This window comes from Ruegeria sp. D3 (assembly GCF_056534465.1).
Genome location: NZ_JBQFPK010000008.1, coordinates 173,843 through 194,007 on the forward strand (window position 1 = coordinate 173,843; position 20,165 = coordinate 194,007).

The following is a 20,165-nucleotide window of genomic DNA, read 5'->3' on the forward strand; positions in this document are numbered from 1 at the left end:
TTTGTTAAATAAAGGAAAGCCGCGTTGTGTTAACCGGCCGCAAACTCAGATCGTGCATAGCCCTGCAGGAACAGCAAAGCCGAAAGATCCCCGTGGTTTACCCGCACTTCACACTGTTCCGCGACCGAGGGCTTGGCGTGCAGCGCCACCCCGGTTCCAGCCCGGCCCAGCATACCCAGATCATTCGCGCCATCGCCCACGGCGATCACATCCGATTCGGACAGACCCAACCGCGCGGTAATCTGCTCCAGAGCATCCACCTTGGCCTGACGTCCCAGAATGGGACGCGCGACATCGCCGGTCAGCTTACCGCCCTCGGCCAGCAGCGTGTTGGCGCGGTTCTCATCAAAACCCAATTCGGCCCCGACCTTGGCCGTAAACGCCGTGAACCCGCCCGAGACCAATGCGGCATAACCACCATTGGCCCGCATCGCACCGACCAGCTCCCTACCGCCGGGCATCAGGGTAATACGCTCGGCCAGCACCTTGTCGATCACGGCCTCGTCCAAACCTTTCAGCAACCCGACACGTTCGGTCAGAGCGCCCTCGAAATCCAGCTCGCCGTTCATGGCGCGTGCGGTGATATCCTTGACGCGTTCGCCAACGCCCGCCTCATCGGCCAGTTCGTCGATGCATTCTTGCTGAATCATGGTGCTGTCCATATCGGCCAGCAGCATCTTTTTGCGGCGACCGTCGGCGGGTTGGACCACCAGATCGACACCCATGTTCTGCAAATCAGCCCACACGTCCCACTGATTATCCGGCAGGCCCGCCAGAGAAAACTCTGCGGCCTCATCCGGGCTCAACCACTTCACATCGCCGCCGCCCCAGGCATTACGCAAGGAATCGACCAACGCCTGATCAAACGTGTTCTTCTCGGGGTTGGTCAAAAGGGTGGCAACGTACATCTTCAATCTCCGGCAAGCTCACCTGCGGGATATCGCAGGTGCAGCATTTTCACCAGAGGACAGATGCGCCCTAGCCCAGAATACCCGGCAACCGCAGCCCATGCGCACGGGCGCAATCCTTCGCCGCCTCATACCCGGCATCCGCATGACGCCACACGCCCGAGGCCGGATCGTTCCACAACACCCGCTCGAGCCGCCGCGCGGCGTCCTTGGTCCCGTCAGCGCAGATCACCACACCCGCGTGCTGACTGAAGCCCATGCCAACGCCGCCGCCATGATGCAGCGACACCCATGTCGCCCCGCTGGCCGTATTGATCAACGCATTCAGCAAAGGCCAGTCACTGACCGCATCCGAGCCATCCAGCATCGCCTCGGTCTCGCGGTTCGGGCTGGCGACCGAGCCGCTGTCCAAGTGATCCCGCCCGATCACAACTGGGGCCTTCAACTCACCATTGGCCACCATCTCATTGAAGGCCAGCCCAGCACGATGCCGATCCCCAAGCCCGATCCAGCAGATGCGCGCGGGCAAACCCTGAAACGCGATGCGGTCCTGCGCCATATCGAGCCAGCGGTGCAGGTGCTCGTTCTCGGGGAACAGCTCTTTCATCTTGGCGTCGGTCTTGTAGATATCTTCGGGGTCGCCAGACAGGGCGCACCAGCGGAACGGGCCGATCCCTTTGCAGAACAGCGGACGGATATACGCAGGGACAAAACCGGGGAAGGCAAAGGCGTTTTCCAGCCCCTCATCCTGCGCCACCTGGCGGATGTTGTTGCCGTAATCCAGTGTCGGGACGCCTGCATTCCAGAAATCAACCATGGCCGCGACATGCTGTTTCATAGACGCACGTGCGGCTTTTTCCACCGACTTAGGCTCTGTTTCGCGCTTTTCCCGCCACTGTGCCATGGACCAGCCGATAGGCAGGTATCCATTGATCGGGTCATGGGCGCTGGTCTGATCGGTAACGATATCGGGGCGCATGCCACCCTCGGCCATGCGACGGTAGATCTCAGGGAAAACCTCGGCGGCATTGCCCAGCAGACCGACGGATTTCGCCTCACCGGCTTTGGTCCAGCGGTCGATCATCTCAAGCGCTTCGTCCAGCGTCCCGGCCTTTTCATCCAGGTATTTGGTGCGCAGGCGGAAGTCGATACTGTCGGGGTTGCATTCCACCGCCAGACAACAAGCCCCGGCAAAGACGGCCGCCAGAGGTTGCGCGCCTCCCATACCACCCAAGCCGCCGGTCAGAATCCACTTGCCGGTCAGGTCGCCGCCATAGTGCTGGCGTCCGGCCTCGGCAAAGGTCTCATACGTGCCCTGAACGATGCCCTGCGTGCCGATATAGATCCACGAACCGGCCGTCATCTGGCCGTACATCATCAGGCCCTTCTTATCGAGTTCGTTGAAGTGATCCCAGTTGGCCCAATGCGGCACGATGTTGGAATTGGCGATCAGAACGCGTGGTGCGTCCTTATGGGTGCGGATGATGGCCACGGGCTTGCCGGACTGGACAATCAGAGTCTCGTCCTCTTCCAGATCCTTCAAGCCCTCTACAATAGTGTCGAAATCCTGCCATGTACGTGCGGCGCGACCAATCCCGCCATAAACCACCAACTCATGCGGATTCTCGGCCACGTCCGGGTGCAGGTTGTTCATCAGCATCCGCAAAGGCGCTTCGGTCATCCAGCTTTTAGCGTTCAGCTCTGGCCCAGTCGGCGGATAGATATCTCGCGTGTTCTTACGGGGATCGTTCATGGCGTAAGCTCCAATACTGTGTCTTGGATGGCATCCAGAATATCGCGCAACCACTGGCGCAGACGGTCGGCCTTGGCAGTGTCATAGCGCCACGGCGCGCGCTCGGCGGTTAAGTACGCGGACTGCGCAATCTCCATTTGAATGGCGTGTACACATTCGCTCGGTCGACCGTAGTGCCGAGTGGTCCACCCGCCGCGAAAACGTCCGTTCAAAACGGTGCTATACGGCGACGAATCCGCAAATTCGTACGCAACAGCCTCGATTTCCGGCGCGCAGGTCGTTCCGCCGTCTGTTCCAATGTTCAAGTCTGGCTGAACACCGTCAAACAGGAACGGAATACGACTGCGGATCGAATGGCAATCAAACAGGACCGCCACGCCATGTTTGGCCCTGACGCGATCCAGCTCTGCCGCAAGCGCCGCGTGGTACGGCGCGTGGTATGCGCTGCACCTTTTCTGGACCTCATCGGCTGAGGGCACCTGACCGGCTTGCCAGATCGGCTGACCGTCAAAACCCGTCTCGGGCACGAGCGTTGTCGTATTCTGCCCAGGATAAAGCGAGGCACCTTCGGGATCGCGATTTGCATCAACGACATAGCGGTGGATATGAGATTGCACCACGGTCGCGCCCGGCAATAGCCCGTCATAGAGCCTGTTTATATGCCAATCCGTATCTGTCAGCGCAGCGCCCGCTGCGTTCAATCGCCCAGCTATTTCGTTCGGAACAAACGTCCCGCCGTGTGGTTGGCCCAGCACAACCGGGCTGTCACCTTGTTGGACACCAACAACCTGCATCAGCGCAACTCTGGCATCGGGTTGCCAGCCGCCTTCAGAATGTCACCGCACGATACCAGTGCTTTCGCGGTCTCAAGGTCTGGCGCCATATAGCGATCCTGATCCAATGTAGGCACCTCGCGGCGTAGTCGGTTGATGACTTGCTGCAGCGGGGCGCTGGTCGCCAACGGCGCGCGAAACTCGACGCCCTGCGCGGCGCACAACAATTCTACCCCAAGGATGTAGGTCAGGTTTTCGACCATCTGTCCCAACCGCCGCGCCCCATGCGCAGCCATCGAAACGTGATCTTCCTGATTTGCAGAGGTCGGCGTGCTGTCGGTGACGCATGGGTTGGCGAGATGCTTGTTCTCGCTCATCAATGCGGCGGTGGTAACTTCGGCGATCATAAGGCCCGAGTTCAAGCCCGGATCGGGTGTCAGGAAGGGTGGCAGATCAAAGCTCAGCGCAGGGTCCACCATGAGGGCAATCCTGCGTTGCGCGATCGCGCCGATCTCGGACAGCGCCAACGCGATCATGTCAGCGGCAAATCCAACGGGTTCAGCGTGGAAATTCCCACCAGAGACTATCGCATCTTCAAGAACCAATGGGTTGTCAGTGGCGGCATTTGCCTCGATTTCCAAAGTCGCAGCGGCCTGACGTATGACGTCCATCGCCGCCCCCGTGACCTGTGGCTGGCATCTGATGCAATAGGGATCCTGCACGCGACTGTCTCCCTCGCGATGACTTTCGCGAATCTCTGACCCGGCCAGCACAGCGCGCATGGCGCTAGCGGCTTCGGTCTGGCCGCGATGTCCGCGCAGGGTGTGGATTTCGGGCCGCAAAGGGGCCGTAGATCCCATGATCGCATCAGTAGATAAGGCCGAAATGACGAGCGCAGTTTGCGCCGCTTGCCAGGCTTCGAACATGCCCGCCAAAGCGTAGGCTGTCGAAAACTGAGTGCCGTTGATCAAGGCCAACCCTTCTTTTGGGCCCAGCGCAACAGGTTCTAACCCTGCCGCTTTCAACGCGTCACGCCCCGGCATCATCTTGCCGTTCCAGTCGGCCTCACCCTCGCCAATCAGGACTGCAGCCATATGGGCCAAGGGTGCCAGATCACCAGACGCGCCGACCGACCCCTGCGCCGGAACGACCGGGATAACATTGTGTGCCAGCATGTCTTGCAACAGCGCAATCAGTTGCCATCGAACGCCCGACGCGCCGCGGCCGAAGGACAGCAGTTTCAGCGACATCATAAGCCGAACGATACGGCGCGGGACAGACGGCCCAACACCGCAACAATGGCTGAGGATCAGGTTGCGCTGCAAAACCGCAGTATCCTTGGAGGCGATCTTATGGCTGGCCAGCTTCCCGAACCCGGTGTTGACGCCATAGACGGCCACGTCGCCCTCGGCGGCGTGCTGAACGCGCTGTGATGCGCGCTGCACGGCGGCTTCGCAGGCAGGGTCCAGTCGCACAGATGGCTGGCTCCAGTAGATCTCGGCCAATTCCGCAAGGGTTACGCTTCCGGGTGTTACGGTGAGGTGCGCCATCACATCCCTCCGAAGATTCGCTGGTGGAGGGGATTGAACCCGATCCGATACGCCAGTTCAGCCGGGTGCCGCACATCCCAGACAGCCAGATCCGCCCGTTTGCCCACAGTGATTTCGCCCGTGTCCTGTAAGCCCAGCGCACGCGCCGCATTCCGGGTCACACCAGCCAGCGCCTCTTCGGGCGTCAGGCGGAACATGGTGCACCCCATATTCATCGTCAGCAACAAAGAAGTCAGCGGAGACGACCCCGGATTGCAATCTGTCGCCAATGCCATCGGCACGGATTTGTCTCGGAGTCTGTTCACGGGCGGAACCTGAGTTTCGCGTAGCGTGTAAAACGCGCCCGGCAAAAGCACGGCAACCGTGCCCGCCTCCGCCATGGCCGCGACACCGTCCTCATCCAGATACTCCACATGATCAGCCGACAGGGCTCCGTAACTGGCAGCCAATCTGGCCCCGCCAAGATTGGACAGTTGTTCAGCATGCAGCTTGACCGGCAGACCAAGAGATTGCGCCTCATCAAAGACAAGCGCCATCTGGGCGGGGGTGAATGCAATACCCTCACAGAAACCGTCAACCGCATCCACGAGCCCTTCGGCGTGGGCTGCGTGCAGGGTCGGGATGCAAACCTCGGTCAAATAGTCTTTGGGGCGGGACTTGTACTCGGGCGGAACAGCATGCGCGCCCAGAAAGGTAGTCTTCACGCGCATCGGGCGCAGTTTTTCTATTTTTCGTGCAACCCGAAGCATTTTCAGTTCGGTTTCTACGTCCAAACCGTATCCCGATTTCACCTCGACACAGCTGACACCTTCAGACACCAAAGCATCAGTACGGGTCAAAGCGTCGGACAACAGCACCTCTTCGGATGCTTCACGGGTGGCGCTCACAGTCGACAGAATGCCCCCTCCGGCGCGCGCGATCTGTTCATACGATGCACCGTTCAACCGCATCTCGAATTCAGCCGCCCTGTTGCCCCCGAACACCAGATGCGTATGCGCGTCGATCAAGGCCGGGGTCACCAGCCTTTCACCATAATCCGTGACCTCCCAACCCGAGAATCGCTCGGGCAACTCATTTTTCGATCCGACCCAGACAATTCGACCACCCTCGATCGCGATCGCTGCGTCCACGCACAAACCGTAGGGCTCCCGGTCGCACTCCATGGTTGCGACATTTCCCGCAAAAATGACCATATTTGTCATCATCGAAGCTCTTTTCGGTTTCCGTGGTTGTTTATTTTTAAGTATACTTATAAAAATTTAAAGTCTACACAAATTGGATATGCCATGACGATCCACGCGAAGACAGCCTTGTTGGGAACGGGATGGGCTAAGAACATACGAGTCCACGTTCGGAATCGCCGGATATCCGGACTTGAAACCGGCGCGGCAGTCTCTGGGGATACCTGCGTCGACCTTTTGCTGCCGGCGCCGGGAAACCTGCATAGCCATGCGTTTCAACGCGCCATGGCCGGCATGACCGAAACCCGAGCAGCAGGGCGCGAAAGTTTTTGGACCTGGCGCACCTTGATGTATCGATTTCTCGACAGGCTAACGCCCGATCAATTCCAGGCCATAGCTGCGCTGACGTATGTGGAGATGCAAGAGGCCGGCTTTGCCGCAGTTGGTGAGTTCCACTATGTCCATCACCAGCCCGGCGGGCAGCCCTATGACACGCTGTCCGAACTGAGCCAACGAATCTTTGCCGCAGCGGATCAAACTGGGATCGGCTTGACGCACCTGCCGGTCCTTTATTCCTACGGGGGCGTACAGCAACAGGCTTTAGAGGGCGGGCAGTTGCGATTTGGGAACAGCTTGGACCGCTATAGTGACCTGACCGAAGAGTGCCGCACGATCCTGCCGCATGCAGACAGCAGGATCGGTGTTGCGCCTCATTCGCTGAGGGCGACCGCGCCCGGTGACCTGAAACAGCTGATGCAACTGGACCCAACTGGCCCGGTCCACATCCACATCGCTGAACAGGTACAAGAGGTTACCGATGTCGAGGCCGCATTAGGCCAACGCCCTGTGGCTTGGCTGTTGGACAATATGGATGTCGACCAAAGATGGTGTCTGATCCACGCCACCCACATGACCGATGCCGAAACCCGCATGCTGGCGCGATCCGGGGCTATTGCAGGGCTGTGTCCGATAACCGAGGCGAACCTTGGCGACGGTATTTTCAACGGCTCCGCCTTTATCAACGAAGGGGGTCGGTTTGGTGTTGGTTCCGACTCTAACATCAGAATTTCACTGCCCGCAGAACTGCGAACGTTGGAGTATTCACAACGCCTGCGCGACCGCGAACGCTCTGTTCTGGTTCGCGGAGAAGGGTCCGTGGGCCATGCGCTTTATACAAGCGCCACCAGCGGAGCAGCGCAGGCGTTGGATCGGGATTCTGGTTCGATAGCCATTGGTAAGTTGGCCGATCTTGTGGCCTTTGATCGTTCTCATCCGTCCTTATGGCCGCTGACCGATGATCAGGTACTGGACGGGCTGTGTTTTGCCGGCCCCGATGGCTTGGTCACGGATCTTTGGTCCGCCGGGCGGCACATGGTGCGCGAAGGCCGCCATGTCGCACGCGACCGCATTGTAAATACCTACCGCGCTGCAATTGCCGAGCTGCTGGCTGACGTCTAAAACGAATCCCTGAAAGCAGGACGCATATGACCCGGACATCCGAGACCACCAGCTACAAGGACATCAAGAGCACGGTCCTGTCTCGTATTCGGTCCGGGGATTGGGGGCCGGATTCTCTGCTGCCCAACGAACAGGATCTGGCCGCCGAGTTTTCATGCACCCGCACCACAGTGAACCGTGCCCTGCGCGAACTGGCCGACGAAGGATATCTTGAGCGTCGTCGCAAAGCAGGCACGCGGGTTCTGAGCGCCCCTCAAAGGCAAGCCAGATTTACCATTCCGATGGTCCGAGACGAGGTTGAGGCCCTTGGCGGGACCTATCGCTATGCGTTGGTCTCTTCGGCACGGGAAAACGCGCCCGACTGGCTGGCGGCCCGGCTGGCATTGCGTACAGGGCAACCGGTGATGCATGTCAGGTGCATGCACTTTTCAGGCAACACGCCATTTCAACACGAAGACCGTTGGATCGTCGTCGATAGCGTTCCGCAAGTGATGCAAGCGGATTTCTCGCAGATCGGACCTAATGAGTGGCTGATCCAGACAGTACCTTTCACAAACGTCGAACTGACGTTCCTGGCCAGCCGTGCCGACACAACGGTTGCCGGATTTCTGGACGTCCCTGAAGGCGAGCCCGTTTTCACCGGTGAGCGCATCACCTGGCTGGAAGGCCAGCCTGTAACCTTCGCAAAGTTGTATTTCGCGGCCGGCTACCGCATGACGACGCAGTTCTGACTTCGTCAAGAATTGGCTTTACCGTCCTGCCGATCCGCGCCAGATTTCCACGAAATTGATCTGGCGAAAGGAACATCTGTCATGAGCAACCCGCTTTACGATCGCTTGTTCGGCATTCACGCGGGCAAAGACACACCGTTCCTGCATCTTCCGAACGGTCAGACTGTGACTCATGCCGATTTTCTGGACATGGCAGCCCGGCTGGCCAATGCGCTGATCGGGTATGAGCTTGAGCCAGGTGACCGTGTGGCCGTTCAGGTCGAAAAATCCCCCGAGGCACTGGCGCTGTACGCCGCCTGCGCGCAGGCAGGACTGATCTTTTTGCCTCTCAATACCGGCTACACCACGGCCGAGCTGCAATATTTCATCGAAAACAGCGAAGCCGCGCTGGTGGTTTGCGATGACGCGAAATCCAAGGGTCTGGCCCCCATTGCCGCTGCCCAAAACGCCCGGCTGGAAACACTGAACGCCGATGGATCAGGCAGTTTGATGCGACGCGCGCTTGGGATGCTGCCCGCGTTTGAACCCGTGCGCCGGTCCGAGGAAGATCTGACCGCCTTACTGTATACCTCAGGGACAACCGGGCGCTCCAAGGGAGCGATGCTGTCGCAGGCCAACCTGCTGTCGAACGCGGAAACGCTGGTGCGGGAATGGCGGTTCAGCGCAGATGATGTGCTGCTGCACGCCTTGCCGATTTTCCACACGCACGGGCTGTTTGTGGCGACGAATGTGGTGCTGGCCTCGGGTGGGTCTATGATCTTTCTGCCGAAGTTCGATCTGGATGACATGCTGCGCCTGATGCCGCAGGCGACGTCAATGATGGGGGTGCCGACCTTCTACACCCGCCTGTTGGGGGATGATCGGTTCACCGGTGATCTGGCCCGGCATATGCGACTGTTCATCTCGGGCTCGGCCCCCTTGCTGGCGGAAACCCATGAGCGGTTCGAAACCCGTACCGGCCACCGCATCCTTGAACGCTATGGCATGACTGAAACCAACATGAACACCTCGAACCCCTATGACGGCGAGCGCCGCGCGGGCACAGTTGGCTTCCCCCTGCCCGATGTCGAATTGAAAGTGACCGACCCCGAAAGCGGAGAGACCCTGCCGCAGGGTGAGATCGGCATGATCGAGGTGCGCGGTCCGAACGTCTTTCAGGGTTATTGGCAAATGCCCGAGAAAACCACCGCTGAGCTGCGCGAGGATGGGTTTTTCATCACCGGCGATCTGGGTCGAGTGGACGCCGATGGCTATGTCCATATCGTCGGGCGCGGCAAAGATCTGATCATCTCGGGCGGGTTCAACATCTATCCAAAGGAACTTGAGATGCTGCTGGACGATCAGCCCGGCGTGTTGGAAAGCGCGGTGATCGGCGTGCCACACCCGGACTTTGGCGAAACGCCTGTCGGCCTGCTGGTGGCGGAACCCGGCGCAACACCTGATCTGGACGCGATCATGGCCCGTGCGCAGGCCGAGTTGGCGCGGTTCAAACATCCCCGCAAGCTGATCCTTCTGGACGCGTTGCCGCGCAACACGATGGGAAAGGTGCAGAAAAACGCCCTGCGCGAGCGTTTCGCCGAACTCTTCACCTAAGCGGCACGCGTCCCGTCGGGGTCAAAAGCCGGCACTTGCGATCCTCAAATACCGCCGTGGCCAAGGGGCGGCCATAGCCTGCGCCCGCATCCAGATTTACCCGGTTGCCGCAATGCTCGGCCTGATCGACGGGCGTGTGGCCATGGACAATCAGCCACGGATGCGGCGCGGCTTCGATCAGGAATTCGTTGCGGATCCAGATCAGGTCATTCTCGGATTGCTGCTCCAGCGGAAGGCCCGGCCGGATACCCGCGTGAACGAACAGCATTTCGCCCTCTTGGTGATAGTTCGGCAGAGCATTGAGGAAATCCAGATGCTGCGGTGGAACAGCTTCGACCGCGCGTTGATGGACATGGACGATGCGGTCATTGTCGGTGACATCCACACCGTAAGAGGCCAATGTCTCGCGCCCGCCCAAACGCGGATGCAACCAACTGAGCGTGACCGGCAAGTGGCTGTCCGCGACCTCGCAATCCTGCACGAACCGCGCCATCATCCGGTCGTGATTGCCCCGGACCATGACCCAGTTACGCCCCGCACGCTGACCTTCGATCAACAGGTCAAGAACGCCGCGACTGCTCGGCCCGCGATCCACGTAATCGCCCAGAAACACGACCCGCGCATCCGGACCTCCATCCTGTTCGATCCGGCGCAGGGCAGTTTGCAGCATCTCAAGCTGACCGTGAATATCGCCAATGGCGTAGATGGGGGGCGTCATAAAAAAACCTCGGGTCCAAAATTCACTTTGCTTGTGACGGGAAAACCGCCCATGGCAAAGAAAATACCCGCGCCTTGGACGGCGCGGGCTGGGATTGTCTCAGAATTTCAACACAGATGGTTAGGAGACGTCGAATTCCAGCGGTTTGATTTGCGTGAACAGCCCTGTCTCAGCCAGTTTGGCTCGAGCCTCTGCCGGAACGGGTTCATCCACATATAGCAGCGCGATCGCCTCGCCCCCGGCCTCAGACCGACCAAGGGTAAAGTTCGCGATATTCACATCGTTCTCGCCCATCGTCTGACCCAGCGCACCGATGATGCCCGGCACGTCTTCGTTGGTGGTATAGAGCATGTGCGCCCCGACCTCGGCGTCGATATTGATGCCCTTAATCTGGATGAAACGCGGCTTGCCATCGCTGAACACCGTGCCACCGATCGAACGCTCCCGCTTATCAGTAACAACAGTGACTTTGATATAGCCTTCGAACGCGCCGGATTTGTCCTGATTGGTGGTCGAGATATTGATACCACGCTCTTTCGCGATCACGGGCGCGGACACCATGTTCACATCAGGATTGACCTTTTTCATGATCCCCGCAACGGCGGCACAATTCAGCGCAGCAAGGTTCATCTCGGCTGCGACCCCATCATAAAGGATGTTGATCGCCTTGATCGGTTCATCGGTCATCTGGCCGATGAAGCTGCCCAGATGACCGGCCAGCTTGATCCACGGCCCCATGACCTTGGCTTCCTCAGCAGTCACGCTGGGCATGTTCAGCGCGTTCTCAACAGCCCCGGTCAGTAGGTAGTTCGAGATCTGCTCGGCCACCTGCAGCGCCACGTTTTCCTGCGCCTCGGTCGTGGCAGCACCCAGATGCGGTGTGCAGACGACGTTGGGCAGGTTGAACAGAGCGTTTTCCTTGGCCGGTTCCTCGCTGAACACGTCAAAGGCCGCACCGGCCACATGGCCCGATTGCAGCATCTCGGCCAACGCGTCTTCATCGACCAGACCACCACGGGCACAGTTGACGATGCGCACGCCCGGCTTGGTTTTCGCCAGATTCTCGCGGCTCAGGATGTTGCGCGTCTGATCGGTCAGCGGCACGTGCAGGGTGATGAAATCGGCACGTGCCAGCAATTCGTCCAGCTCGACCTTTTCGACGCCCATCTTTGCGGCTTTCTCTTCGCCCAGGAACGGGTCATAGGCGACGACCTTCATCTTCAGGCCCAGCGCACGCTCGCAAACGATACCGCCGATATTGCCTGCGCCAATGACGCCCAGCGTCTTGTTGGTCAGCTCGATCCCCATGAACTTGGACTTTTCCCACTTGCCCGCATGGGTCGAGATGCTGGCCTCGGGGATTTGCCGCGCCACGGCGAACATCATCGCAATCGCATGTTCGGCAGTGGTGATCATATTGCCGAACGGCGTGTTCATAACGATCACGCCCTTCTTCGAGGCCGCTTCCTTGTCGACATTGTCGGTGCCGATCCCGGCGCGACCGATGACCTTCAGATTGTCGGCTTTTTCCAGCAGTGTCGGCGTAACCTTGGTGGCGGAACGGATGGCAAGACCGTCATATTGGCCGATCAGTTCGGCTAGCTTGTCTTTGTCCTTGCCCAGATCGGGCATGAAATCCACGTCAATGCCGCGATCACGAAAGATCTGCACGGCGGTTTCGCTGAGCTTGTCAGATACGAGTACTTTGGGAGCCATATCTCTGGTCCTTGAATTTTGGGGAAGTATCCGGGCCACAAGCGGGCCCAGGTTTTTCGTCGAAAAATCTTGTCAGGCGGCTGCCGTTTGCGCAGCGATCTCGGCCTCAAAGGCCCATGCCAGCCAGGGCAGCATGGCCTGAATGTCAGAGGTCTCAACCGTGCCGCCGCACCAGATGCGCAGGCCCGCAGGCGCGTCGCGATAGGCACCGATATCCAGCGCGATATTCTCGGCCTCCAGCCGTTTGGCAACGGCTTTGGCGAATGTCGCGCCATCCTGAATACGCGGATCGGTGAATTTCAGGCAGACCGACGTATTCGACTGCGTCTCCGCATCCTCGGCCAGATTGGCGATCCAGTCGTTCTGGTCACAAAACGCATGCACCGCACCGGCATTGGCATCGGCGCGGGCGATCAACCCCTGCAGACCTCCGACCGAACGCGCCCAGTCCAGCGCAAACAGGTAATCCTCGACCGCCAGCATCGAAGGCGTGTTGATCGTGGCCCCGGTGAAAATGCCATCAATCAGCTTGCCGCCTTTGGTCAGGCGGAAAATCTTGGGCAGCGGCCATGCGGGGGTGTAGCTTTCCAGTCGCTCCACCGCACGCGGGCTGAGGATCAGCATCCCATGCGCTGCTTCACCACCCAGTACCTTTTGCCAGCTAAACGTAGTCACATCCAGCTTGTCCCACGGCAGGTCCATCGCAAAGGCAGCCGAGGTTGCATCACAGATCGTCAGACCCTGACGGTCATCCGCGATCCAGTCGCCATTGGGTACCCGCACGCCCGAGGTCGTGCCGTTCCACGTAAACACCACATCGTTGACGAAATCGACCGAGGCCAGATCGACGATCTGTCCGTACTCCCCCGTTTTCACCTCGGCGTCGATTTTCAGTTGCTTGACCACGTCGGTGACCCAACCGGCACCAAAGCTTTCCCACGCCAGCATCTCGACCTTGCGTTCGCCCAGCAGCGACCACAGCGCCATCTCGACCGCGCCGGTGTCCGATGCGGGAACGATGCCGATTTTGTAATCCGCCGGAATACCCAGCACCTCGCGCGTGCCTTCGATGGCCGCTTTCAGCTTGTCCTTACCCACGGCTGCACGGTGCGACCGGCCCAGCGCAGCATCGGCCAACTTGTTCAGATCAAATGTGGGGGGTTTGGCGCAGGGGCCCGAGGAAAAACGCGGATTCGCCGGCCGCGTCGCCGGTCGTTCAATGCTCATGTGTATTACCCTTCCAGATACACGCCCCTCGTTGGGGAGGGGTGTCCCGCCGCCACACCTAGAAACCCCTCGGCAGTGCAGCAAGCAGAAAAGACGTTTGAATGCCGAAAAACGACATCACTTTTCGCTCCGCACACGGTCGTAGGTTTCCGATAGGCGAAAAGATTTGCGCGCCATGAACATTCACGCGGCGGGTTTGACTGTTTTTTAGGCACCCAGTCCCGCGCCCCGACGGAAAAGCCACCGAACTCTTGAGATCGCGCGGCCACCCGGTGAAAAGGTGCCATGCCAGACACCCTGACCATTGTCGTCGTAGAGGAAGACCGCGAGCGTGCGATTGCCATCGTCGATGCCCTTCGGGCGTCCGGGGCTTATGATGTGCACGTGATCGGCAACGTCTCCAGCCTTGCGCGCAAGATTGCCGCCTTGATTCCGGATGTGGTGCTGATCGATATCGACAACCCGACCCGCGATATGCTTGAGGAACTGACGCTTGCATCCGGGCCTCTAGAACGGCCCGTGGCCATGTTCGTCTCGGGCGCAGCCGGAGATCTGGCCTCGACCGCGATTGAGGCGGGCTTGTCGGCTTATGTGGTTGACGGAATGCAGCCGGATCGGCTGAAGCCCGTGCTGGATGCGGCCATCGCGCGGTTCCAGATCGTCCGTCAGATGCGCCGCGAACTGGCCGAAACCAAACGTGCGCTGGAGGAACGCAAGGTGATCGACCGCGCCAAGGGTCTGCTGATGAAGGCGCGCGGGGTCGAGGAAGAAGAGGCCTATGCCCTGCTGCGCAAGGCCGCGATGGATCAGGGCCGCCGCGTCGCCGACGTGGCCGAGGCGCTTGTCACCGCCTCGGGGCTGTTGTCATGAACGCTGTGACCCTACCCGTTGCTTATGTACCGCTGGTGGACGCCGCCCCCCTGATCGTGGCGCATGAGATGGGTCTGGCCCGGGCTGAAGGGATCGAACTGGACCTGATCGCCGCGCCCTCATGGTCATCCGTGCGCGACATGCTGGCCTTTGGGCGGGTGGATGCCGCGCACCTGCTGTCGCCGGTCCCTGTTGCCATGGCCTTGGGGCTGGGCGGAGTGACACAACCCTTGTCCGCCGTGTCGGTCCTATCGGTAAACGGCGATGTGATCGGTGTTAGCCGCGCGTTGGAGATCCGCTTGCGCGACGCAGGCTATGAGTTCGATTTCCGCGATCCGTTCAAGGCCGCTACTGCGCTGGCCTCGGTCGCCGATGGGCCTTTGGTATTTGGTGTGCCTTTCCCCTTTTCCCTGCATGTGGAATTGCTGCATTGCTGGCTTGAGGCTACCGAACTGTCCAAAATAGGGGTCGAGGTGCGCACCATCCCGCCGCCGCTGATGGCGCAGGCTTTGGCCGAGGGTGATGTGGATGCTTTCTGTGTGGGTGAACCCTGGGGTTCGGTCGCTGTGGAATCGCAGGCGGGGGCGTTACTGCTACCCGGTCAGGCAATCTGGGCCTTTGCGCCGGAAAAGGTACTGGCCGTGCGCACCGACTGGGCGGATACCGAGCCGCATCTGCTGGGCAAGCTGATGCGGGCCGTCTGGCGCGCCGGGCGTTGGCTGGGCCAACCGGGCAGCCACACCGCCGCCGCAGAAATCCTTGCCCGAGACACCTATCTGAACCTGCCTTCGGAACTGATCGACCGGGCGCTCTCGGGGCGCTTTACCATCACAGGCCACGCCGAACAGCGCGAGGTGCCGGGATTTGTCGAGTTCCACGACGGGGCCGCAAACTTCCCATGGCGCAGTCAGGCCAAGTGGATCGCCCACCGTCTGGCGCAACGATACGGTCTGGACCCACATCTGGCGCTGGCCCAAGCGGGCAGCGTGTTCCGCAGCGATATCTACCGCAATCAACTAGCAGGATTGGGGGCCGATCTGCCCGGTGCGTCGGAAAAGCTGGAAGGCGCGATTCGTGAGACCACGCCCGTTGCTTCCCATAACGGGCAGCTGTCGCTAAAGCGGGATGCGTTCTTGGATGGGCGCATTTTTGATCCTCAGGATATCTGACGCCTAAGAATTAGGCAGACGCGCGCGCAACACCGCGCGATTGCAGCATTTAACGCCGCGTTGCAGCAAAATCGCTTGATCGGCAACGGCGCATTTACCACTCTGAACCTATCGGCACGCAAAGGCGTGTGCCGCAAGAATTTATCCCAAAGTTTGGGAACGACTGAGCAAAGCCGCTCACTCTCTGGTCACCTCCTCCCGGCCAGAGCGTGCAGCGGCTTTTTGTTTTTCACCCCCCCGGTTGACCGGGACCAAGAAAGGGACAAACCCACATGAAGAAATTGCTTGCAGGCCTTGTCGCCACCACCGCCCTGATCAGCCCCGCGCTGGCCGAAACGCTGGAGCTGGAGAAGGACGAGCTGACCTTTGGCTTTATCAAACTGACCGACATGGCCCCGCTGGCTGTGGCCTATGAGAACGGGTACTTCCTGGATGAGGGTCTGTTTGTGACGCTGGAAGCGCAGGCCAACTGGAAAGTGCTGCTGGACGGCGTGATCGACGGACAATTGGACGGCGCGCACATGCTGGCCGGTCAGCCGCTGGCCGCAACGATCGGGTATGGCACCGAGGCGCATATCATCACCCCCTTCTCGATGGACCTGAACGGCAACGGCATCACCGTATCGAACGAGGTCTGGGAAGAGATGAAGCCGAACATCCCGAAAATGGACGATGGCCGCCCGCAGCACCCGATTTCGGCCGAAGCTCTGGCGCCGGTGGTCGAGAAATACAAATCCGAAGGCAAGCCGTTCAACATGGGCATGGTCTTCCCCGTTTCGACCCACAACTACGAACTGCGTTACTGGCTGGCCGCTGGTGGCCTGCATCCGGGCTATTACAGCCCCGAGAACGTAACCGGCCAGATCGGCGCGGATGTGTTCCTGTCGGTGACGCCTCCGCCGCAAATGCCGGCCACGTTGGAAGCGGGCACCATCTATGGCTATTGCGTAGGTGAGCCGTGGAACCAGCAAGCCGTGTTCAAAGGCATCGGCGTGCCGGTCATCACCGATTATGAGCTGTGGAAGAACAACCCCGAAAAGGTCTTTGGCATCAATGCCGAGTTCGCCGAGCAGTATCCCAACACCACCCGCGCCGTCACTAAGGCGCTGATCCGCGCCGCGATGTGGCTGGATGAAAACGACAACGCCAACCGCCCCGCCGCGGTCGAGATGCTGAGCCAGCCGGAATATGTGGGTGCCGATTACGACGTGATCGCGAACTCGATGACGGGTACGTTCGAATATGAAAAGGGCGATAAGCGTGAAGTGCCCGATTTCAACGTCTTCTTCCGCTACAACGCGACCTACCCGTTCTATTCGGACGCCATCTGGTACCTGACCCAGATGCGCCGCTGGGGTCAGATCGCCGAGCCACAGGCCGACGCGTGGTATGACGAAGTCGCCAAGTCCGTCTATCGCCCCGACATCTATCTGGACGCCGCCCGGATGCTGGTCGACGAAGGCCTGGCGAATGAGGCCGACTTCCCCTGGGACAGCGACGGCTACAAGGCCCCCACGCCCGCCGAGGATATCATCGACGGCATTCCCTATGACGCCCGTCAGCCCAACGCCTATCTGCAAAGCCTGCCGATTGGCTTGAAAGGCGAGCAGGTCGTCATCGGCACCGAAGTTCAGGGTTAACTCCCCTGCCTCCCAGCCCTTGGTGGCTGGGGGGCTTCCCCATTGATACAGAATTCCACCCCGCCCGGCGCTGAACGACCGGGCCAGGAGACCGCAAGATGACAGCCATCGACCACGATACGCTATCCGCTGATGCTGAACGCGAGGCCCGACGCGCCCGCCTGTTCACCCGGATCAACGCCGCCGATAAATGGTTTCAGGTTCTGGGCCTGGCCTGGATCACCCCCATCCTGAAGGCCGGTGCAGGCGACAACCCGCGCGCCCAGATGGGCGAGATTTGGCGCCTGCTGGTCGTGCCGCTGCTGGCCATTTTCGCCTTCCTTCTGATGTGGGGCACGCTGGCACCCAAGGTGCAAACCTCGCTGGGCGCAGTGCCTGGTCCGGCGCAGGTCTGGTCCGAAGCCATTAGCCTGCATCAGGACGCACAGGCCAAGGCCGCCAAAAAGGCCAAGTTCGAGGCGATGGTCGAAAAGCGCAACCAGAAGTTCATCGACGCGGGCCAGCCCCAAAAAGTCAAAGAGGTCGCATATACCGGCGCGCCGAGCTATTACAACCAAATCTGGACCTCGATCAAAACCGTGTTCTTCGGTTTTCTGATCGCCACCATCGTTGCTGTTCCGCTGGGCATCGCTGCGGGCCTGTCGCCCACCGCAAATGCGGCGCTGAACCCGCTGATCCAGATTTTCAAACCCGTCTCGCCGCTGGCCTGGCTGCCAATTGTGACCATGATCGTCTCGGCCGTTTACGTCACCAATGACGGCTGGTTCGCGAAATCCTTCCTGATCTCGGCCATCACCGTGACGCTGTGTTCGCTGTGGCCCACGCTGATCAACACCTCGCTGGGTGTGGCGTCGATCGACAAGGATCTGGTGAACGTCTCCAAAGTTCTGAAAATGAACACCTATACCAAGATCACCAAGCTGGTGCTGCCCTCGGCCCTACCGCTGATCTTCACCGGCTTGCGTCTGTCGCTTGGCGTTGGCTGGATGGTTCTGATCGCGGCTGAAATGCTGGCGCAGAACCCCGGTCTGGGCAAGTTTGTTTGGGATGAGTTCCAGAACGGCTCGTCCAGCTCACTCGCCAAGATAATGGTTGCCGTCTTTACCATCGGCATCATCGGCTTCCTGCTGGATCGCGTGATGTATGCGCTGCAGTCGCTGTTTACCTTCTCGAACAACCGGTGACCCAAATGGCTGTGATCGACTTCAAGAATGTCAGCAAATCTTTTGGCACCGGCACCGCTGCGACGGATGTGCTGAAAGACATCAACCTCTCGGTTCAGGAAGGTGAATTCGTGGTACTGCTGGGCTTTTCCGGCACCGGCAAAACCACGCTGATCAACCTGATGGCGGGGATCGAATTCCCCTCCAAGGGCAGCGTAACCTTTCGCGACAAAGCCATCACCGGCCCCGCGCCGGAACGGGGGGTGATCTTTCAGAACTACTCGCTGATGCCGTGGCTGACGGTGGCGGGCAATGTGCGGCTGGCCGTGGACGCGGTCTTTCCCAAGATGCCCAAGGCTGAGAAAGAGGAAAAGGTTGCCCATTTCATTAAGATGGTTGGCCTCAGCCACGCTGCCACCCGCCGCCCTGCCGAACTGTCTGGCGGCATGCGTCAACGGGTGAACGTGGCCCGCGCACTGGCGATGGACCCCGAGGTTCTGCTGCTGGACGAGCCCCTGTCGGCGCTGGATGCGTTGACCCGTGGCAATCTGGCGGAAGAGATCGAAAAGATCTGGGAGGCCAACCGCAAGACCTGTGTCCTGATCACCAATGACGTGGACGAAGCGATCCTGCTGGCCGACCGCATCATCCCGCTGAACCCCGATGGCACGTTGGGGACCGAGTTCAAGGTCTCGATCCCCCGCCCCCGCGACCGGTCCGCCATGAACCATGATGAGACGTTCAAGGCGCTGCGTGGCGAGGTCACGAAATACCTGATGGATGTGGGCATCGAGGCCAAGGTTGAAGGCACCAAGACCCTGCCCGACGTCACCCCGATCCACGGTGTCCCGGCAGCGGTGAAAGAGGCGCAATCGGGTCTGATCGAAGATCGCTATCTGGATTTCAGCCAGTTGCACAAGGTCTACCCCACACCCAAAGGCCCGCTGACCGTGGTCGAGGATTTCAACCTGAAACTCAACCGTGGCGAATTCATCTCGCTGATCGGCCACTCGGGCTGCGGCAAGTCCACGGTGTTGACCATGGCCGCTGGTCTGAACGAAATCTCCAAGGGTGCGATCAAGCTGGATGGCCGCCACGTCGAAGGCGCGGATCCGGAACGCGCCGTTGTGTTTCAGTCGCCCTCGCTGTTCCCATGGCTGACCGCCAAGGAAAACGTCTCGGTCGGCGTGGACCGCGTCTATCCACGCGCCAGCCAGGCCGAGCGGCAGGATGTGGTGGAATATTACCTTGAACGGGTCGGTCTGGCGGATGCGATGGACAAATCCGCCGCTGATATGTCGAACGGGATGCGCCAGCGTGTGGGCATCGCCCGCGCCTTTGCCCTGTCGCCGAAACTGTTGCTGCTGGATGAACCCTTCGGGATGCTCGACAGCCTCACCCGGTGGGAGCTGCAGGAGGTTCTGATGGAGGTCTGGTCGCGGACCAAAGTCACCACCATCTGCGTCACCCATGATGTGGACGAGGCGATCCTGCTGGCCGACCGCGTGGTGATGATGACAAACGGCCCGCAGGCCACCATCGGCAAGATCACCAATGTCGACCTGCCGCGCCCGCGCACCCGCAAGGCGCTGCTGGCCCATCCTGATTACTACGAATACCGGCAAGAGGTGTTGGATTTCCTTGAGGAATACGAGCATGGGGCCAAACCCAAGCCCAAATCCCCTGCCCCCAAAGCCATTGCCGCGGAGTGAACT

Annotated in this window: 16 protein-coding genes; 8 read left to right on the forward strand and 8 right to left on the reverse strand. The window is 60.1% G+C overall.

Annotated features, from left to right (window positions below; translation table 11 throughout):
- Positions 1-29: 29 nt before the first annotated feature.
- From serB to hutI, 5 genes are all read right to left on the reverse strand, one after another.
- A complete protein-coding gene (serB, locus tag ACR0DX_RS13500; protein ID WP_170355456.1) occupies positions 30-908 on the reverse strand; it encodes a phosphoserine phosphatase SerB in 879 nt (292 codons plus the stop codon).
- Positions 909-978: 70 nt separating this feature from the next.
- The gene (gene hutU / locus ACR0DX_RS13505; RefSeq protein ID WP_170355457.1) at positions 979-2,661 is read right to left on the reverse strand and encodes a urocanate hydratase; all 1,683 of its coding nucleotides are present in this window, start codon (positions 2,659-2,661) and stop codon (positions 979-981) included.
- Positions 2,658-3,455, reverse strand: coding sequence for an N-formylglutamate deformylase (gene hutG / locus ACR0DX_RS13510; RefSeq protein ID WP_480846411.1), 798 nt, complete (start codon positions 3,453-3,455; stop codon positions 2,658-2,660). The genes hutU and hutG overlap by 4 nt, the downstream gene beginning before the upstream one ends.
- Positions 3,455-4,984 carry a histidine ammonia-lyase gene (hutH, locus tag ACR0DX_RS13515; RefSeq protein WP_170355459.1) on the reverse strand — a complete coding sequence of 510 codons (1,530 nt, stop codon included), beginning with the start codon at positions 4,982-4,984 and terminating at the stop codon, positions 3,455-3,457. The genes hutG and hutH overlap by 1 nt, the downstream gene beginning before the upstream one ends.
- Complete coding sequence (gene hutI, locus ACR0DX_RS13520; RefSeq protein WP_170355460.1) at positions 4,984-6,189, reverse strand: imidazolonepropionase; 1,206 nt, start codon at positions 6,187-6,189, stop codon at positions 4,984-4,986. The genes hutH and hutI overlap by 1 nt, the downstream gene beginning before the upstream one ends.
- A gap of 81 nt (positions 6,190-6,270) precedes the next feature.
- Here hutI and ACR0DX_RS13525 point away from each other — a divergent pair, with 81 nt between their 5' ends.
- The 3 genes from ACR0DX_RS13525 (at position 6,271) to ACR0DX_RS13535 (ending at position 9,947) form a co-directional block, all read left to right on the forward strand.
- Positions 6,271-7,623, forward strand: a complete 1,353-nt coding sequence (locus tag ACR0DX_RS13525; RefSeq protein ID WP_170527401.1) for a formimidoylglutamate deiminase — start codon at positions 6,271-6,273, stop codon at positions 7,621-7,623.
- A gap of 26 nt (positions 7,624-7,649) precedes the next feature.
- On the forward strand, positions 7,650-8,354 hold the full coding sequence (locus tag ACR0DX_RS13530; protein WP_170355462.1) for a GntR family transcriptional regulator: 705 nt from the start codon (positions 7,650-7,652) through the stop codon (positions 8,352-8,354).
- An 81-nt stretch (positions 8,355-8,435) separates the two neighbouring features.
- A complete protein-coding gene (locus ACR0DX_RS13535; protein ID WP_170355463.1) occupies positions 8,436-9,947 on the forward strand; it encodes a malonate--CoA ligase in 1,512 nt (503 codons plus the stop codon).
- Here the strand turns inward: ACR0DX_RS13535 and ACR0DX_RS13540 are convergent.
- The 3 genes from ACR0DX_RS13540 to ACR0DX_RS13550 all read right to left on the reverse strand — a co-directional run bounded on the left by ACR0DX_RS13540 (position 9,940) and on the right by ACR0DX_RS13550 (position 13,608).
- The gene (locus tag ACR0DX_RS13540) at positions 9,940-10,665 is read right to left on the reverse strand and encodes a metallophosphoesterase family protein (RefSeq protein ID WP_170355464.1); all 726 of its coding nucleotides are present in this window, start codon (positions 10,663-10,665) and stop codon (positions 9,940-9,942) included. The genes ACR0DX_RS13535 and ACR0DX_RS13540 overlap by 8 nt on opposite strands.
- Positions 10,666-10,785: 120 nt before the next feature.
- Positions 10,786-12,381, reverse strand: a complete 1,596-nt coding sequence (gene serA, locus ACR0DX_RS13545) for a phosphoglycerate dehydrogenase (protein WP_170355465.1) — start codon at positions 12,379-12,381, stop codon at positions 10,786-10,788.
- A 72-nt stretch (positions 12,382-12,453) separates the two neighbouring features.
- Positions 12,454-13,608: a phosphoserine transaminase gene (locus tag ACR0DX_RS13550; RefSeq protein ID WP_480846416.1), complete on the reverse strand. Its 1,155-nt coding sequence runs from the start codon at positions 13,606-13,608 to the stop codon at positions 12,454-12,456.
- A gap of 285 nt (positions 13,609-13,893) precedes the next feature.
- Between ACR0DX_RS13550 and ACR0DX_RS13555 the strand changes: the two genes are divergently transcribed.
- From ACR0DX_RS13555 to ACR0DX_RS13575, 5 genes are all read left to right on the forward strand, one after another.
- Positions 13,894-14,478: an ANTAR domain-containing response regulator gene (locus ACR0DX_RS13555; protein ID WP_170355467.1), complete on the forward strand. Its 585-nt coding sequence runs from the start codon at positions 13,894-13,896 to the stop codon at positions 14,476-14,478.
- Entirely contained in the window at positions 14,475-15,647 is a 1,173-nt protein-coding gene (locus tag ACR0DX_RS13560) for an ABC transporter substrate-binding protein (RefSeq protein WP_170355468.1), read from the forward strand. Before ACR0DX_RS13555 ends, ACR0DX_RS13560 begins: the two co-directional genes overlap by 4 nt.
- A gap of 272 nt (positions 15,648-15,919) precedes the next feature.
- The gene (locus tag ACR0DX_RS13565; RefSeq protein WP_170355469.1) at positions 15,920-17,287 is read left to right on the forward strand and encodes a CmpA/NrtA family ABC transporter substrate-binding protein; all 1,368 of its coding nucleotides are present in this window, start codon (positions 15,920-15,922) and stop codon (positions 17,285-17,287) included.
- 98 nt (positions 17,288-17,385) lie between these two features.
- Positions 17,386-18,471, forward strand: a complete 1,086-nt coding sequence (locus tag ACR0DX_RS13570; RefSeq protein WP_170355470.1) for an ABC transporter permease — start codon at positions 17,386-17,388, stop codon at positions 18,469-18,471.
- Between the two features lie 5 nt (positions 18,472-18,476).
- On the forward strand, positions 18,477-20,162 hold the full coding sequence (locus ACR0DX_RS13575; RefSeq protein ID WP_170355471.1) for an ABC transporter ATP-binding protein: 1,686 nt from the start codon (positions 18,477-18,479) through the stop codon (positions 20,160-20,162).
- The last annotated feature ends 3 nt before the right edge of the window (positions 20,163-20,165 follow it).

Bases quoted from the DNA above. Each gene is read 5' to 3' on its own strand.
- serB (WP_170355456.1), bottom strand. From the start codon at position 908: ATGTACGTTGCCACCCTTTTGACCAACCCCGAGAAGAACACGTTTGAT.
- hutU (WP_170355457.1), bottom strand. From the start codon at position 2,661: ATGAACGATCCCCGTAAGAACACGCGAGATATCTATCCGCCGACTGGG.
- hutG (WP_480846411.1), bottom strand. From the start codon at position 3,455: ATGCAGGTTGTTGGTGTCCAACAAGGTGACAGCCCGGTTGTGCTGGGC.
- hutH (WP_170355459.1), bottom strand. From the start codon at position 4,984: ATGGCGCACCTCACCGTAACACCCGGAAGCGTAACCCTTGCGGAATTG.
- hutI (WP_170355460.1), bottom strand. From the start codon at position 6,189: ATGATGACAAATATGGTCATTTTTGCGGGAAATGTCGCAACCATGGAG.
- ACR0DX_RS13525 (WP_170527401.1), top strand. From the start codon at position 6,271: ATGACGATCCACGCGAAGACAGCCTTGTTGGGAACGGGATGGGCTAAG.
- ACR0DX_RS13530 (WP_170355462.1), top strand. From the start codon at position 7,650: ATGACCCGGACATCCGAGACCACCAGCTACAAGGACATCAAGAGCACG.
- ACR0DX_RS13535 (WP_170355463.1), top strand. From the start codon at position 8,436: ATGAGCAACCCGCTTTACGATCGCTTGTTCGGCATTCACGCGGGCAAA.
- ACR0DX_RS13540 (WP_170355464.1), bottom strand. From the start codon at position 10,665: ATGACGCCCCCCATCTACGCCATTGGCGATATTCACGGTCAGCTTGAG.
- serA (WP_170355465.1), bottom strand. From the start codon at position 12,381: ATGGCTCCCAAAGTACTCGTATCTGACAAGCTCAGCGAAACCGCCGTG.
- ACR0DX_RS13550 (WP_480846416.1), bottom strand. From the start codon at position 13,608: ATGAGCATTGAACGACCGGCGACGCGGCCGGCGAATCCGCGTTTTTCC.
- ACR0DX_RS13555 (WP_170355467.1), top strand. From the start codon at position 13,894: ATGCCAGACACCCTGACCATTGTCGTCGTAGAGGAAGACCGCGAGCGT.
- ACR0DX_RS13560 (WP_170355468.1), top strand. From the start codon at position 14,475: ATGAACGCTGTGACCCTACCCGTTGCTTATGTACCGCTGGTGGACGCC.
- ACR0DX_RS13565 (WP_170355469.1), top strand. From the start codon at position 15,920: ATGAAGAAATTGCTTGCAGGCCTTGTCGCCACCACCGCCCTGATCAGC.
- ACR0DX_RS13570 (WP_170355470.1), top strand. From the start codon at position 17,386: ATGACAGCCATCGACCACGATACGCTATCCGCTGATGCTGAACGCGAG.
- ACR0DX_RS13575 (WP_170355471.1), top strand. From the start codon at position 18,477: ATGGCTGTGATCGACTTCAAGAATGTCAGCAAATCTTTTGGCACCGGC.